General features: G+C 68.2%; 13 protein-coding genes. 4 read left to right on the forward strand and 9 right to left on the reverse strand.

The annotated features are described in order from the left end of the window. Positions 1-102 precede the first annotated feature (102 nt). Together BLQ14_RS04025 and dtd are read left to right on the forward strand one after the other, a co-directional pair. Positions 103-1899, forward strand: a complete 1797-nt coding sequence (locus BLQ14_RS04025; RefSeq protein WP_092498517.1) for an ABC transporter ATP-binding protein — start codon at positions 103-105, stop codon at positions 1897-1899. 10 nt (positions 1900-1909) lie between these two features. Further along, positions 1910-2347 (forward strand): D-aminoacyl-tRNA deacylase, encoded by a 438-nt coding sequence (dtd, locus tag BLQ14_RS04030; protein ID WP_092498519.1) that lies wholly within the window; start codon positions 1910-1912, stop codon positions 2345-2347. A 24-nt stretch (positions 2348-2371) separates the two neighbouring features. On the opposite strand, the gene BLQ14_RS04035 is transcribed toward dtd, so the two are convergent. The 7 genes from BLQ14_RS04035 to BLQ14_RS04065 form a co-directional block, all read right to left on the reverse strand. After that, positions 2372-2572 carry a DUF2783 domain-containing protein gene (locus BLQ14_RS04035; RefSeq protein WP_092498521.1) on the reverse strand — a complete coding sequence of 67 codons (201 nt, stop codon included), beginning with the start codon at positions 2570-2572 and terminating at the stop codon, positions 2372-2374. A 3-nt stretch (positions 2573-2575) separates the two neighbouring features. Continuing rightward, positions 2576-4186, reverse strand: a complete 1611-nt coding sequence (locus BLQ14_RS04040; protein WP_092498523.1) for an FAD-dependent oxidoreductase — start codon at positions 4184-4186, stop codon at positions 2576-2578. A 25-nt stretch (positions 4187-4211) separates the two neighbouring features. Then, positions 4212-5162, reverse strand: a complete 951-nt coding sequence (locus BLQ14_RS04045) for an MBL fold metallo-hydrolase (RefSeq protein ID WP_092498525.1) — start codon at positions 5160-5162, stop codon at positions 4212-4214. 17 nt (positions 5163-5179) lie between these two features. Next, positions 5180-6451, reverse strand: coding sequence for a fumarylacetoacetase (gene fahA, locus BLQ14_RS04050; RefSeq protein ID WP_092498527.1), 1272 nt, complete (start codon positions 6449-6451; stop codon positions 5180-5182). Positions 6452-6474: 23 nt separating this feature from the next. Beyond that, the gene (maiA, locus tag BLQ14_RS04055) at positions 6475-7110 is read right to left on the reverse strand and encodes a maleylacetoacetate isomerase (RefSeq protein WP_092498529.1); all 636 of its coding nucleotides are present in this window, start codon (positions 7108-7110) and stop codon (positions 6475-6477) included. Positions 7111-7277: 167 nt separating this feature from the next. Further along, the gene (gene hmgA / locus BLQ14_RS04060) at positions 7278-8639 is read right to left on the reverse strand and encodes a homogentisate 1,2-dioxygenase (RefSeq protein ID WP_092498531.1); all 1362 of its coding nucleotides are present in this window, start codon (positions 8637-8639) and stop codon (positions 7278-7280) included. 103 nt (positions 8640-8742) lie between these two features. Next, positions 8743-9120: a hypothetical protein gene (locus tag BLQ14_RS04065; protein ID WP_092498533.1), complete on the reverse strand. Its 378-nt coding sequence runs from the start codon at positions 9118-9120 to the stop codon at positions 8743-8745. Between the two features lie 149 nt (positions 9121-9269). Here BLQ14_RS04065 and BLQ14_RS04070 point away from each other — a divergent pair, with 149 nt between their 5' ends. After that, positions 9270-9761: a MarR family winged helix-turn-helix transcriptional regulator gene (locus tag BLQ14_RS04070; RefSeq protein ID WP_092498535.1), complete on the forward strand. Its 492-nt coding sequence runs from the start codon at positions 9270-9272 to the stop codon at positions 9759-9761. Between the two features lie 33 nt (positions 9762-9794). Continuing rightward, complete coding sequence (locus BLQ14_RS04075) at positions 9795-10970, forward strand: acetyl-CoA C-acyltransferase family protein (protein ID WP_092498537.1); 1176 nt, start codon at positions 9795-9797, stop codon at positions 10968-10970. 12 nt (positions 10971-10982) lie between these two features. Here the strand turns inward: BLQ14_RS04075 and BLQ14_RS04080 are convergent, their stop codons facing one another. Further along, the gene (locus tag BLQ14_RS04080) at positions 10983-11312 is read right to left on the reverse strand and encodes a hypothetical protein (protein WP_092498539.1); all 330 of its coding nucleotides are present in this window, start codon (positions 11310-11312) and stop codon (positions 10983-10985) included. Further along, entirely contained in the window at positions 11309-13219 is a 1911-nt protein-coding gene (locus BLQ14_RS04085; protein WP_092498541.1) for an OmpA family protein, read from the reverse strand. Before BLQ14_RS04085 ends, BLQ14_RS04080 begins: the two co-directional genes overlap by 4 nt. Between the last annotated feature and the right edge of the window lie 11 nt (positions 13220-13230).

Here is a 13230-nt window from a genome sequence, read left to right on the forward strand (position 1 = left end):
GAGCATGGAGCGCGCGCGCCGGTCAAGCTGCGGTTTGACCGCTCCCGCGCGAGCGGCTAGAGCGGGCGCGGCGGGCCAGCCCCGCCCAAGCCGCGAGGGACCATGCCCGGCAACACCGACGCTTCCGAGCCAAGCCTGAAGGCCCGAGGGGGACATCCGGCCGGGCGGCCGGCCTTCCGCCTTGGCTGGCTTCTGGCCGACCTCGCGCGCCGGCGGCTCGAGCTTGCCCTTGTGGTCGCCGTCACGCTGCTCTCGCCGGTGGTGGCGCTTCTCCTGCCGCTCAGGGTGCGCAGCCGCACCGAGGACATGCTGCAGGGCGCGCCGCTTGCCGATCTGGCGCGCGAGCTTGGCGTTCTGCTTCTCATCGTCGTTGCCTCGATCCTGCTCACCGCCGGCCGGCGCTTCATGATCGCGCGGCTGTCGCTGTCGATCATCACCGACCTGCGCCAGCGGCTCTACGAGCATCTGCTCTCCGCCGCCCCGCGCGCGCTCGCGCAGTCCGAAAGCGGGCAGATCACCAATGCCTTCACCTACGACCTCGAGGTGCTGCACCAGTCGCTGAAGAGGGTGCTGGGCTCGCTCCTGCCCAGCATCTTCTTCGGGGTGATCTACGCGCTCGCGCTTCTGTGGTTCAGCTGGCCGCTGACGCTGGTGCTCGCCGCCGTCTTCCTGCCCATCGGGCTGCTCACCAACGCCTTTGCGCGCCGCATCCACGTCGCCTCCCACCGCAGCCAGGCGCGGCAGGGCGATCTTCTGGGCGATCTGAGCGAAACCCTCTCGGCGCCGAAGGAGATCAAGCTCTTCGAGCTGGCCGAGCGGCTCGGGGCGCGATTTGCGCGGATCAACCGCAGCGCCTTCCGCCAGCAGCTGCGCCGCGACCTCCTGGGTGAGCTCGGGCCGATGACGATCTCGCTCGTCGTCGCCTTCGGCATTGCCGCGGTAGTGCTTCTGAGCTCGCTTTTCCTGCAGCGCGGCTGGATCACGGCCGGAGACCTCGCGGCCTTCGTCGTGTGCCTCGGGCTCTTCTACCCGTACGTGCAGGAAGCGGGGCAGGCGATGGGCCAGTCGGTGCAGATGTTCGCCGCGCGCGAGCGCATCGAGCGGTTGCTTGAGCTGCCACCCGAGACGCGGGGCGACACGCCGGCCGGCCAGCCCGCCCGCTCGGGCGACATCGCTTTCGAGGGCGTGACCTTCGGCTATGGCCCCGGGGCGCCCGCGATCCATGATCTCGACCTCACCATCCGCGAGGGCGAGCGCGTGGCCATCGTCGGGCCATCGGGGGCGGGCAAATCGACGCTTCTGGAGCTTCTGCCACGCTTCAACAACCCCGAGTCGGGGCGCATCACCATCGGCGGGGTGGACATTCGCGAGATCGACCTGGCTGAACTGCGGCGCATGATCGGGCTGGTGCTGCAGGTGCCGCTCCTGTTTCGCGGCAGCCTTTACGAGAACCTCTCCGTCGCCAAGCCCGGCGCCCCGCGCGAGGAGGTGCTGAGGGTCGCGCGGATGGCACGCGTCGATGAATTCGCCGAGCGTCTGGCTGAGGGCTACGACACGGTGATCGAGCCCGGCGGAGCGAACCTTTCCGTCGGCCAGCGCCAGCGCATCGCCATCGCCCGCGTGCTTCTGAAGGATCCGCCGATCCTTCTCCTCGACGAGCCGACCTCGGCGCTCGATGCGGCCAGCGAACGGCATGTGAGCGAGGCGATCCGGGAGGTGGCCGCAGGGCGCACCACGATCATCGTGGCGCATCGCCTCTCTACCGTGCGCGATGTCGACCGGGTGGTGGTGCTCGAGGCAGGGCGGATCGTGGAGCAGGGCAGCCATGACGAGCTGATGGCCCGGGGCGGGGTCTATGCCCGGCTCTGCGCCAGCGGCGGCTGGCTGGCGGCGGAATAGGAGGGCAGCGATGCGGGCGGTGGTGCAAAGGGTCACGCGCGCCTCGGTGGATGTCGCCGGCGAGCGGATCGCCGAGATCGGACCGGGGCTTCTGGTACTGGTCTGCGCAATGCAGGGGGACGGCGAGGAGGACGCCCGCCGCCTTGCCGGCAAGATCGCGCGGCTGAGGATCTTCCGCGACGAGGCGGGGCGGATGAACCGCTCGGTGCTTGACACGGGCGGCGCGGCGCTGGTCGTCAGCCAGTTTACCTTGGCCGCCGATACCTCGCGCGGCAACCGCCCCGGCTTCTCCACCGCCGCCCCGCCCGGTGAGGGCGAGCGGCTCTACCGCCTCTTTGCCGAGGCACTCGCGGGCGAGGGCGTGCCGGTTCAGACAGGCCGCTTCGGCGCCGACATGGCGGTGAGCCTTGTCAATGACGGGCCGGTGACGATCCCGATGGGGTTCTGAGCCCCCGGCCCGCCCTGCGGCGTGTCACTCCTGCCCGGCGGCGCGTGCGGCCTCGATGGCGGCGGAGAGAAGCTTCCGGTCGCCGATGTGATTGGCGAGGATCAGGATGAGCCGGGCATTGAGCGCGTCGCTCTCGGCCTTCGTCAGCCCCTCATGGGCGGCGAGAAGCTCGGCGTAGAAATCATCCGGGTCGGGGATGTTCGGGGTCAGGTTCAACTCGCTCATCGCTCAGCTCCTTGCCGTCGCGCGGTTCAGCGCCGCACGGGTGGCGGTCTCGTCGAAGGCGGGCCAGCGGGCTACGACATGCTGGTCGGGGCGGATGAGATAGACGGCCGAGGGCGCCTCGCCGAGATAGCGCTCGCGCAGCTCCTTGCCGATCTGTGAGGGCGCAACGGTTAGCCCCTCGGCGATGATGCCCTGCTCCTCCAGTCGCTCGGGCGCCTCTGTGCCGAGCGCGAGCAGCACGAAGCGGTTGCCGAGCCGGTCGAGGAGGAAGCCCTGCCCAAGCGGCGCATCGGTGGCTGGTGCGCCGGGGCGGGTGCGGGCGGGTGCACCGAAAAGCGCATCAGGGCCGTTGAGCGGCGAGCCGTCATGCACGGCCGGCACCGAAAGCCGGCCGGAGTTGACCAGCGGCCGGGCGAATTCGTGATGCTCGGAGAGATCGAGCACGGCGTCGCGGAAGATGCGGCTGATCTCCGATTTCGGCGTTATGAATTCGGTCGAGCGCGTGGAGTTGAGAATGTTCTCGTCGGCGGCCTGGATGCGCTCGACATCATAGCTGTCGAGCAGGCTCTCGGGCGCCTTGCCCTCGATGACGAGCCTGAGCTTCCAGCACAGGTTGTCGGCATCCTGCAGCCCCGAGTTCGCCCCGCGCGCGCCGAAGGGGGAGACCTGATGCGCCGAGTCGCCGGCGAAGATCACCCGCCCGTGGCGGAACTTCTCCATCCGCCGGCACTGGAAGGTGTAGATCGAGGACCATTCGAGCTCGTACCTGATGTCCTCGCCCAGCATCGCCCTGAGTCGGCGGTCGATGTTCTCGGGCTTGAGCTCTTCCTTGCGGTCGATGTTCCAGCCGAGCTGGAAGTCGATGCGCCAGACATTGTCGGGCTGCTTGTGCAGAAGCGCCGACTGGCCGGGGTTGAAGGGCGGGTCGAACCAGAACCAGCGCTCGGTGGGGAAATCCGCCTCCATCACCACGTCGGCGATCAGGAAGTTGTCCTCGAAGACCTTGCCCACGAAGTCGAGCCCCAGCATGCCGCGGATGGGCGATCTTGCGCCGTCACAGGCGATGAGCCAGTCGCAGGTGAGCTCGTAGGGGCCTTCGGGCGTGGTGATTTCCAGGTGCACATGGTCGGGGTGCAGCCCCACCGCCTCGACCCGGTTCATGCCGCGCAGTTCGATGGGCGCGCCCTCGGCCTCGATCTCGCGCAGCCGGTCGACGAGGAATTTCTCGAAGTAATACTGCTGGAGATTGATGAAGGCCGGCCGCCGGTGGCCGCTCTCGGGCAGGAGGTTGAAGGAATAGACCTCGCGGTCGCGGAAGAAGACGCGCCCGAGGTTCCATACAACGCCCTTGTCCACCATGCGCTGCCCGGCGCCGAGCCGGTCGAGAATCTCGAGCGGCCGCTTGGCGAAGCAGATGGCGCGGGAGCCGAAGCTGACCTTGTCGTTCTCGTCGAGGACCAGAACCTCGACCCCCTGCAAGGCAAGGTCGATCGCCGCCGCCAGCCCCACTGGCCCGGCGCCGACCACCACCACGCGGTGGTGGGGCGCCGACAGGGCGTCCTGATCGGCGGAGCGCGTGTAAGGATAAAGCGGGGTCTCGAAGATCCGGTTCATGGGCGCTCCTCCCTCCTGCGCCGCTTCAACCCTGCAGCGCGTTCCACATCTCAAGATCGCGCTCGGCGGTCCAGATGCGCGGCGTGTCGATGCCCCGCGCCTCGTCATAGGCCCGGCTGACGTTGAACGGCAGGCAGTGCTCGTAGATGGCGTAGTCGGAGAATTTCGGGTCGCACTCGGCGCGGCAGGCCTCGAAGGCCTCCTTCAGCGAACCGCCGCGCGCGGCGACCCGCGCCACGGGGCGATAGGTGGACTCCACGAAGTCACGCGTCGATTCGATCGCCGCCTCCACCATCTCGCGGCCCTGCAGCGCATCGCCCCGCCCCGGCGCGATGGCCACCGGGTCGAAGGCGTGGATGGCATCGAGCGTCTCGCCCCAGTCGGAGAAATGCCCGTCGCCGCAGTAGCAGGCGGAGTGATATTCGACGATGTCGCCGGTGAACATCACCTCGGCATCGGGCACCCACACCACCGCGTCCCCTGCCGTGTGCGCCCGGCCCAGATGCATGATGTCCACCCGCCGGTTGCCGAGATAGACGGTCATCGCCTCGGAGAAGGTGGTGGTGGGCCAGGTCAGGCCGGGAATTTCCTCGTGCCCCTGAAAGAGCCGCGGGAAGCGCTGGAACTCGCTCTCCCAGTCCTCCTTGCCACGCTCGGCCACCATGGCGCGGGCGGTGTCGGACATGATGATCTGCTGCGCGCCATAGGCCGAGGCGCCGAGCACGCGCACGGCGTGGTAGTGGGTGAGCACCAGATGCGTGATCGGCTTGTCGGTGACCTCGCGCACATGCTCGATCACCTTGCGGGCAAGGCGCGGGGTGGCCTGCGCCTCGACCACCATCACCGAGTCGTCGCCGATGATGACGCCCGAATTCGGGTCGCCCTCGGCGGTGAAGGCGTAGAGGCCGGGGCCGATCTCGGTGAAGCTCGTCTTCTTTTCCTCAAGGTCGCCTTGCGACGCGAAGGCCTTGGTCATGTGTTCCGTCCTTTCTCTCAGCGGCGGTTGAAGGGCAGCTCGTCTTCGGGCAGCGCGGGCAGAACCTTGCCGGTGCACTCCCCGAAGCCGATGCGATAGCCGTCGCCTTGTGCCCAGCCGCGCATGGTGATGGTGTCGTTGTCCTCGATGAAGCTGCGCTTCCCGCCGCCCTTCAGCGTGATCGGCTCCTTGCCGCCCCATGAAAGCTCCAGAAGGCTGCCGCGGCTCTCCTTCGTCGGGCCCGAGATGGTGCCCGAACCCAGAAGATCGCCCACATTCATCGGGCAGCCCGAGCTTGTGTGATGGGCAAGCTGCTGGGCGGAGGAGTAGTACATCTCGCGGTAATTCGTGCGGGTGATGGTGGTGGGTTCGCCGCCTTCGGGGGTGAGGTCCACCTCAAGATGAATGTCATAGAGCATCGGCCCCGGCTCCTGCAGATAGGGCAGGAGCGGGCGCTCGCGCGGTGGCGTGGAGACGCGGAAGGGCTCAAGCGCGGCGGCCATCACGATCCAGGGGCTGATGGTGGTCGCCGTCGCCTTGGCCTGGAAGGGGCCGAGCGGCTGGTATTCCCAGGCCTGGATGTCGCGCGCCGACCAGTCGTTCAGGAGGACGTAGCCGAAGATCATCCGGTCGGCCTCGGCCACGGAGACCATGCCCTGCGAGGGCTGGCCGACGATGGCGCCGATCTCAAGCTCGAAGTCGAAGCGGCGCGAGGGCAGGAAGGCGGGCAGCTCGTGTTCGGGCGATTTCAGCTGCCCCCAGGGGCGGCGGAAGTCGGTGCCCGAGACGACGACCGAGGAGGCACGGCCGTTGTAGCCGATGGGGATCGACAGCCAGTTCGGCGGCAGCGCGTTCTCGGGGCCGCGGAACATGGTGCCGACATTCATGGCGTGATGCTTGCCGGCATAGAAGTCGGTGAACTCGGAGACCGAGAAGGGCATGTGCAGCCTCGCCTCGGCCATCGCCACGAGGTGCGGCTCCACACGGCCGCGCTCGGCCGCGCCCTCGGCCAGAAGCTCGGTGAGGCGGGCGCGGAAGGCGGCCCAGGCCTCGGGCCCGAGCTCCATGAAATCGTTCCAGTGGGCGACGTCGAAGACGGCGGCCTCGGGGTCGGGGGCGATGAGGCCGGCCTCCTCGAGGCCGGTGACATCGAGGATCATCTCGCCGATGGCCACGCCGCAGCGCATCTCGCCATCGCCGAGCGAGAACACGCCGCAGGGAAGGTTGTTCAGCGGAAAGTCGGTGTCGGGCGCGTTCGCGCTTTCCACCCAGCTTCGCATCAGCGGCATGGGGCTCTTCCTCTCGTCACTTGTCACATAGCATCGGGCTGCGCCTCGGGCATCGCCTGCGCAATGGCCGGGATCTTCCGCAGCCGTTCGTCGATTTCCACGAGGCGGGGGAAGGGCGCAAGGTCGAGCCCCCAGCGGCGGGCGTTGATCATCTGCCCGGCAAGGCAGAGGTCGGCAACGTCAGGAGCCTCGTCGTTGAAGCAGAAGCGCGCGCCCGGCTCGATCAGCTCGTTGAAGGCGGTGAAGCCCTCGTGCATCCAGTGGCGCATCCACGCGACTGCCTCATCCTGCGAATGGCCCAGCCTTTCCTTGAGGTAGTTCAGAACCTTGAGGTTGTTCACCGGGTGAATGTCGCAGGCGATGACGAAGGCCGCGCCCAGCACCCGGGCACGGGCAATCGGGTCTTCGGGCATCAGCCGCGGCAGGAAACCGGCGGCATCGAGCCAGTCGAGAATCGCCATGGACTGGGTGAGCACCGTCCCGTCATCGAGCACCAGCGTCGGCACGCCGCCGATGGGGTTGAGGGCAAGATAGGGGGCGGCGCGCTGCTCGCCTTCGACGAGGTTCACCGGCACGATCTCGTGCGGGATGTCCTTGATGTTGAGCGCAGCCCGCACCCGGAAGGAGGTGGTCGAGCGCCAGTAGGAGTAGAGCTTCACGGCGAGTCCTCCCTGTCTGGAGCGAGAGCCGATCCGCCCGGGCCGTCAGGCCCGGGCATGCGCCCGCCCGCCCCCATGGGTGGCGCATTCCCGCCTACCCGGGCGGCCGCATGCCCGCCATGAACGGTCCGGGCGCCGGCTCTTCCGTTGTTCTTCACGCGCCAAGGCTACTTCGTCCCCGGCGTGCCGTCGAACTTCTTCTCCAGCCCTGCCCAGCAGTCGATGTAATCGTCCTGCAGGGGCGCCTCCTTCGCCGCGAAGGGCGTCAGATGCTGCGGGAAACGCGTCTCGAACATGAAGGACATGGTGTTGTCGAGCTTCTCGGGCCCCAGGTTCGAGTAGCTCGCCTTCTCGAAGGCTTCCCGGTCGGGGCCGTGCGGCAGCATCATATTGTGAAGGCTCATGCCGCCCGGCACGAAGCCGGTGGGCTTGGCGTCATACTGGCCGTAGATGTTGCCCATCAGCTCGGACATGATGTTCTTGTGATACCACGGCGGGCGGAAGGTGTTCTCGGCCACCATCCAGCGCTCGCGGAACAGCACGAAGTCGATGTTTGCCGTGCCCGGCACCCCCGAGGGCGCTGTCAGCACCGTGAAGATCGAGGGGTCGGGGTGGTCGAAGAGGATCGCGCCGACCGGGCAGTAGGTTTTCAGGTCATACTTGCAGGGCGCGTAGTTGCCGTGCCAGGCGACGATGTCGAGCGGGCTGTGGTCGATCTCGGTGATGTGGAACTGCCCGCACCACTTGACCGTCACGGTCGAGGGCACCTCGCGGTCCTCGAAGGCGGCGACGGGCGTCTTGAAGTCGCGCGGGTTGGCAAGGCAGTTGGCGCCGATCGGCCCGCGGTTCGGCAGCTCGAACTTCTGCCCGTAGTTCTCGCACACGAAGCCGCGCGCGGGGCCCTCGATGAGCTCGACGCGATAGACGAGCCCGCGCGGGATGATGGCGATCTCGGAAGGCTCGAGGTCGATGATGCCAAGCTCGGTGCAAAACCGCAGCTTGCCCTCCTGCGGCACCACCAGAAGCTCGCTGTCGGCGGAGTAGAAATACTCGTCCACCATCGATTCGGTGACGAGGTAGATGTGCGCCGCCATGCCGACCTGGGTATTCACGTCGCCCGCGGTAGTCATGGTGCGCATGCCGGTGATCCAGTTGAGCGGCCGGCCATCCTCGGGCAGCGGCACCGGATCCCACCGGTACTGGCCGAGCGAGATGATGTCGTCGTGGATGGCGGGCGCGGTCAGCCAGTAGGGCACCTCGATGCGCTTGAAGCGGCGGGTGTGCTTGACCGAGGGGCGGATGCGGTAGCACCAGGTGCGCTCGGGGCCGGGCTGGGTGAAGGCCGAGCCCGAAAGCTGCTCGGCGTAGAGGCCGTAGTTGCAACGCTGGGGGGAGTTCATCCCCTGCGGGAGCGCCCCCGGCAGCGCCTCGGTCTCGAAGTCGTTGCCGAAGCCGGGCATGTAGCCCGGATGGGTGCCCGTGGTGGAGCTGGCGCGAATCATCCTCTCGGGCGCGTTGGCAATGTTCATGGGCGTCCTCCCTCAAGCACGACGCCGGAGGCTCAAGCCGCCCCCGGCGCCACCGCTTCTAGCGCGAAGCGAAGTTCATTGCAAGTGCAACGATTTTGCCGGTTCAGGCTTCCGTCCGCCCGATCCCGTTTTTCAGCACGATCCAGCCGAACATGAGCATGGTCAGCACGCCGAGGAGGGAGGCGATCTTGGCCAGCCCTTCGCCCTGCTGGCTCACGGCCATGTAGATGCCGACGACCATCAGCACCGTCGTGACCGCCCAGAGCGCATAGAGCGCCTTGGCAAGACCGCCGTCAGCCTGCGGTGTGACGACGAAATACAACGCGAAGACCGCTCCAATGACGAAGCCGATCAGATTGAGATGCGCATGCGCCGGCGTCATCTTGAAGTCCGCCCGCACGCTCATCTCGATCCCCCAGGCCATGCCCAGGAGTACAAACACGATTGCCGTGATCATGAACAGAAATGCCGTCCCTCTCATGTCTTTCTCCCTGTTGCCCCCTTCCCGTCGCAGGCGGGGTGCGACAATCTAGCACAGGCAGCGGCTCTCGGTCTCGGGCGATGACCCGTGCCCTTGCCTGTCGGGGCCGGGCGTGACTTCATTGCACACGCAATGAAGGTGCGGTGACGATGACCCGTTTCGTTCTGGACGACTTCCTGCCCTATCAGCTCGCCGTTCTGGCCGAGCGCACGAGCCGGGAATTTTCCGCCCTCTATCGCGAGCGTTTCGGCATCTCGATCCCCGAGTGGCGGGTTGTGGCGCATCTGAGCCAGGCCGGCACGGTGAGCGTGCGCGAGATCCACGCCCGCGTGGCGATGGACAAGTCCAAGGTCAGCCGCGCCGCCGCGCGGCTCGAGGCGGCGGGTTACATCACCAAGACGGTCGATCCGCGCGACCGGCGGCTCGTGGCGCTCTCGCTCACCGAAAAGGGCCGCGCGATGATGGAGGAGATCGCTCCGCTCGCCGAGGCGTTCCAGGCCGAGTTTCTCGCCCGGCTGGGGGCGCGCGCCGAAGACTTCCGCGAGGCGCTGGCGGTGTTGCTGGAGCCGCAGGGGAAGGATGAGGCGCCGGAGGAGGAAGGCATCCAAGGGGAGGCTGGCGCCCGCGCGCGAGCCCGCTAGAGTGCGTGGTGACCCCTGAGGAGGAGACTTCGCATGACCGACATCGTGATTCTGTCAGGCGCCCGGACCGCGATCGGCACATTCGGCGGCGCGCTCGCGGGCACCCCGCCCTCAAGCCTTGGTGCTGCCGCCGCGCGCGCCGCGCTCGAGCGCGCCGGCGTCGAGGGCGGGCAGATCGGGCATGTCGCCTTCGGCCATGTGATCAACACCGAACCGCGCGACATGTATCTTTCGCGGGTGGCGGCGATGGAGGCGGGCATTCCCGAGACCACCCCGGCGATGAACGTCAACCGCCTGTGCGGATCGGGCGCGCAGGCCATCGTTTCGGTGGCGCAGTCGCTGATGCTGGGCGATGCCGATTTCGGCCTTGCCGGCGGGGCGGAATCCATGAGCCGCTCGCCCTACGCCCTGCCGGCCGCGCGCTGGGGGCAGAAGATGGGCGATGTGCAGGTGATGGACATGATGCTCGGCGCGCTCAACTGCCCCTTCGGCACCGGTCACATGGGCGTGACGGCCGAGAATGTGGCTGCCGAATATGGCATCAGCCGCGAAGAGCAGGATGCCTTCGCGCTCGAAAGCCAGCGCCGCGCCGCCCGTGCCATCGCCGAGGGGCGCTTTGCCGAGCAGATCCTGCCCTTGGAGGTCAAGCGCGGGCGCGAGACGGTCGTCTTCGACACCGACGAACACCCCAAGGAAACCTCGGCAGAGGCGCTCGCCGCGCTGCGACCGGTGTTCAGGAAGGACGGTACCGTGACCGCGGGCAACGCCAGCGGCATCAATGACGGGGCGGCGGCGCTGGTGCTCGCGCGCGCCGAGGCGGCCGAGCGCGCCGGGCTCAGGCCGCGCGCACGCATCCTTGGCTATGCGCACGCGGGCGTGCCGCCGCAGATCATGGGCGTGGGGCCGATCCCGGCTGTCAGGAAGCTCATGGAGCGCACCGGGCTTTCTGTCGACGACTTCGACGTGATCGAGTCGAACGAGGCCTTCGCCGCTCAGGCGCTGGCGGTCAGCAAGGAGCTTGGTCTCGACCCCGCCAAGGTGAACCCCAACGGCGGCGCCATCGCGCTGGGCCATCCGGTGGGGGCGACGGGCGCGATCATCACCGTCAAGGCGCTCTACGAGCTCGAGCGCATCGGTGGCGCCAAGGCGCTCATCACCATGTGCATCGGCGGGGGGCAGGGCATCGCGCTGGCCATCGAGCGGATCTGAGGGAGCGCGCGCCTACTGTCCCTGATGCATGCGTTCGACGTAGGCGCGCAGTTCCTCGGCCTCGCGGCGGGCATCGCGCAGCCCGTCCATGGCCGCCTCGAGCTCGGCCTCGAGCTGGGCCATCTGATTGGTCAGCTCCGCCTCGCGGTTCTGGAAATAGGCCACCGCCTGATCGCGCTGTTCCTCGGCCTCGTGCAGCGCCTGGGCCATGCGGTCGAGCTCGTCCATGTCGGACTGGCCGATGCGCACGAAGCGGTGCACGAGCCAATGGGCAAACCAGCCCAGCGCGAAGGCCACGAAGAGAATGATCGCGGTGACCGCGATGAACTCGGTCCTGTTCATTGACGTGCCTCCTGTTGCGCCGCACTGGCCGCGTCCGCCTGCCCCGCCCCTTCCTGTTCGGCCGCCGGAGCTTGGTCACCAGCCGTTTCCGCCACGATCAGCCTGAACTCGATACGCCGGTTGGCCTCGCGCCCCTCCTCGGTGTCGTTGGGGGCGATGGGTTGGGTTTCCCCATAACCCTTGGCGCTGAGGTTGCGGGTATCCACCCGGCGGGCGAGAAGCGCATTCAGCACCGCATCCGCACGGTTCTGGCTGAGGCGAAGGTTCATGGATTCCCGCCCCTGGCTGTCGGTATGGCCGCCGATCTCCATCGGCACATGCTCGCAGCCGCGCATCGCCTCGGCAATGCGGTCGAGCGTGTCGCCGGCCTCGGGGGTGATGTCGGCCGAGCCCGGCGCAAAGGTGATCTTCGCCGCGGCGAGGATGCCGTTGATCCGATCGACGCAGTCCTGCGGGCTTGGTAGCGCCTCGTCGGGCTCGGGGGGCGGCACATACCTGACCTCGATGGCGAAATTCTCCGCCTCGCCGAGCTCGGCCGAGAGGATGCGCGAGATTTCCGCCTTGCCTTCCTCGAGCGTGGTGGTGCCGCGGATCTCGACGTAATCGGGCTGCACCACCACTGCCCCGTGTTCGAGATGCGCAAGCGCCTCCAGCGCGGCCAGGACGCGCTTCGGCCAGCCGTCGGGAAGCTCGGGGTCCACCCGCATCGCGCCATAGACATCGGCGCCCGAGAAGCGCGCGCGAGAGAAGCCGATGACGGCGTCACGAATGCGCTGGTCGGGCACGCGCCCGCGCAGCTGCAACAGCCCCTCGGGGCTCAGCGTGGCCAGAAACTGCGGCTTGTCGTCGCCGGCGAGGCCGGCGCTGGTGTCCACCGGCTCGGGCAGGACCGCATGCAGCGCAAAGGCCGGGGGCAGGCGCGACTCCAGCTCGCCAACCACCGTGTCGAACAGATCCGGCGGTGTGGTGTCGCGTGCCACCAACGTCACGTCGCCATCGGAGAAGGTCACCGAGCCACCGCCAAGCCGGGCCAGGGCGCCGATCGCCATCTCCACCGCCTCCGGCCAGCGCGGGCTTGGCGCGCCGAGCGCCAGCGTGCAGCTTGCCTCGCCGGAAAGCCCGGCCGCGCGGGCGGCGGCGAGGATGCGCGCGCGCCCCTTCTCGTCGCGGGCGGTGCAGGCATCGAAGCGCGCGCCGGCGTCGTCGATGAGAAATCGCAACGTGAAGGGCGTGACGACGGGGCGCGGGGCGGAAATGTCCATTGACAGCCGCACGCCCTCGGGCAGCGCCGCCTGCAAGGCCGCCTCGATCCGGCGCTTTTCGGCGGCCGAGGCGGTGATTGCGGTGACTGCGACCTCGTCCGCGGCCACCGAAATTTTCGACCGTGGAAGCTGCGCCAGGGCTTCGAGCGCGAAATGCAAGGCCGCCTGCCAGCCGGCGGGCACCGGGTAATCGGCGCTTTCGGTGAGTTCGGTCACGGGCGCGTCGCCCGCGAACGCGCGGATCCGGGCGATCACGGCTTGCCGGTCAGTGGTGCTCGGCACGAGGCCGATGAGCGAGACGCCCTCGGCGTTGCGCAGGATCTCGACGGAAAAGCGCGGCGGCTCTACCGCCTTGCCGGGGCGCACGCGGATGGCGTCGATCACGCGGGTGGGGTCGACCACCTTGCCGGCGAGCGCGACGGCGCGAAAACGGGTGGCCTCATCGGGTGCGGTGCCGGTGAGCGTCACCTGAAGCCCGTCCACGCTCACCTGCGCCCAGTCGAGCCCGGCGATGCCAAGCTCGGTCTCGACCTGGCGTTTCGAGCCTGTCTCGATGCGTTCCACCGCAAGCACGGCCGCCCCCACCGCGGCAGCGCCCGCGAGCGCGAAAACGGCAATGACGATCATGAGTTGCGAGATGCGCATCGGCGCCCGCC

The sequence above is a fragment of the Meinhardsimonia xiamenensis genome (assembly GCF_900102905.1).
Lineage (GTDB): Bacteria > Pseudomonadota > Alphaproteobacteria > Rhodobacterales > Rhodobacteraceae > Meinhardsimonia > Meinhardsimonia xiamenensis.